Annotated in this window: 3 protein-coding genes; all 3 read right to left on the reverse strand. The window is 38.5% G+C overall.

Features of this window, described 5'->3' with window-relative positions; all coding sequences use genetic code 11:
• A partial coding sequence (locus N2257_10635; protein MCX7794840.1) for a hypothetical protein occupies positions 1-438 on the reverse strand: 438 nt, incomplete at its 3' end.
• A 7-nt stretch (positions 439-445) separates the two neighbouring features.
• Complete coding sequence (locus tag N2257_10640; protein ID MCX7794841.1) at positions 446-1,399, reverse strand: radical SAM protein; 954 nt, start codon at positions 1,397-1,399, stop codon at positions 446-448.
• The gene (locus N2257_10645; protein MCX7794842.1) at positions 1,400-1,657 is read right to left on the reverse strand and encodes a hypothetical protein; all 258 of its coding nucleotides are present in this window, start codon (positions 1,655-1,657) and stop codon (positions 1,400-1,402) included.
• Positions 1,658-1,945 lie beyond the last annotated feature (288 nt).

Here is a 1,945-nt window from a genome sequence, read left to right on the forward strand (position 1 = left end):
GAATACATCTATAGATTTAATTTTTTCAATTATATCATTATATGTAAATTTCAGAATATAATTTAGAGTAGCTAAGTCTTTTAGCGGTCTGTTCAGATATTTTTTGTTTTTATCCTGAGAGGGTACAAAGGTTTTATATCCCTTCATGTTACCCAGTTCAATTATTATTCCTTGATAGTAGGAATGAGTAAAGGTACCTTCTTCTTTGATCTTCTCTTCCTGAAGAAGAGAGAGTATTTCGGTCGGTAATTTATTTTTGTAAGTTTTTAAAGCCCATAATCCTGGCTTTATCTTAAAAAAGAATCTACTATCCTGCACAATTCTCCTTATTGAGGCAAAGGGTGTTTTTGTTTTCCATGCTGCACCCGGTACCCTTAAGGCCTTTTCATATAGTTGACTTAAGGTAGCGAAACCTCCGTTTTCTTCCATTATTTTCATTACTGCCTCATACTGCTTCATGTGCTTCCCTACTAAAAAGAGCCATCTGTCTATCTATCCTATCCCGGTTTACCCAGGGACTGCAGTATTCCCAGGGAAGGTCAGGGTTTTTGCATCCGCAGACGCTCATCTCTATAACATAGCTCTGGGCTATTGACCTGAATCTTTCATAAATACTTTTTCTTAGCTCAGGAGGAAGTAGCCTTGTCCTTGCTGAGGTTATAACCCTCTGCCATGGTTGACCTCTGTAGAGTCTTAAGAGTCTCCATCTCGTCTTTGGCGGTATCTTATTCAAAGAATCTATTATGGATGGTCTCATCACCAGTGAGCTGACTGATATTTCTTTTACACCTGCTTCTTTTAAGCTCCTCAGTAATGCCTCAACGGAGTGTTCGGAGTCTGTAATTTCTGGTATTACAGGGTCTACCCTTACAGAGCTCTCAATGCCTGCTTTAATAAGATTGCTGAGATTCCTCAACCTCTCATAAATCTTTGCTGAACGGGGTTCAAAGAGCTTTCTGTATCCTTCATCAACAGAAACAATGCCTATCCTTGCCTTCACCTTATAAGGATGTTTTTTAAAGAGATTTATAAAATCCTCTGGTATTGTTCCTTTTGTAAGAAAGGATATACCAATTCCTCTTTCAAGGAGTAGCTTCATACATGAATAGGTCTCCTCAAGAATTTCATCTACATTCTGAAAGGCATCGGATGCCGTGCTGAAGGAGACCCACTGCGGAAGTCTTCTTTTTCTGTCAAGCTCTTTTTCAAGAAACTTATGGGTATCCTGATAAATATGAAGCTCTCCTTCGGGAGGTGCATAACTAAAGCCCCTTGCATAGCAATAAAGACATCCATGGATGCAGCCTCTTGTAATGTTTATTGAAGGCACATCTTTAAGACATCCAAAGGCTGGTTGCTTAAGAACTTGTGTTTTTCTGGATATCATTAATAATTTCATTTAATCTAAAATTCCCTCCACTAATTGCCATTCTGCGTAACCCTTTTTTCTTGATGCTATTTTCTGTCCTTTTAGGGCTACTCTGTTTATAACAGGATGGGTCTTTACTGTAATATATGCCCTTACAAGATTTGCAACAGTAGCCTCCTGTAATACAATCTCGGAGCCATCATTCAGTACAAGCCTTGTCCTGAGATGCCTGTGACCCTCAGGTACCTCAATTATCAACTCCTTTATGTCTTCGTTATGGAGGAACATTGAACTTAAAACTTCAATCCAGAAAAGTACAGTAACGCCTCTTTTTCAATTACTTCAATTGAATCACTTTTGAATACCTTTTGTCAAGTCCTTCTCATTCAGGGGGTCATAACTCTTTAATAAAATTAGTCCTCTTTGGATAATAACTGTTAAACTAAAAAGCAGGTGCAAAATCGCTATTAAGACTAATTTATCCCTGTGCTGAGGATCAGACCTCGGGAAGCATTATGCTTATCTGTGCTCCTGGAAAGAAGACCAGATTTTTTTCGTGAATCCTGCCTTTAGACC

The organism is Thermodesulfovibrionales bacterium, assembly GCA_026417875.1.
Lineage (GTDB): Bacteria > Nitrospirota > Thermodesulfovibrionia > Thermodesulfovibrionales > CALJEL01 > CALJEL01.

Bases quoted from the DNA above. Each gene is read 5' to 3' on its own strand.
- N2257_10640 (MCX7794841.1), bottom strand. From the start codon at position 1,399: ATGAAATTATTAATGATATCCAGAAAAACACAAGTTCTTAAGCAACCA.
- N2257_10645 (MCX7794842.1), bottom strand. From the start codon at position 1,657: ATGTTCCTCCATAACGAAGACATAAAGGAGTTGATAATTGAGGTACCT.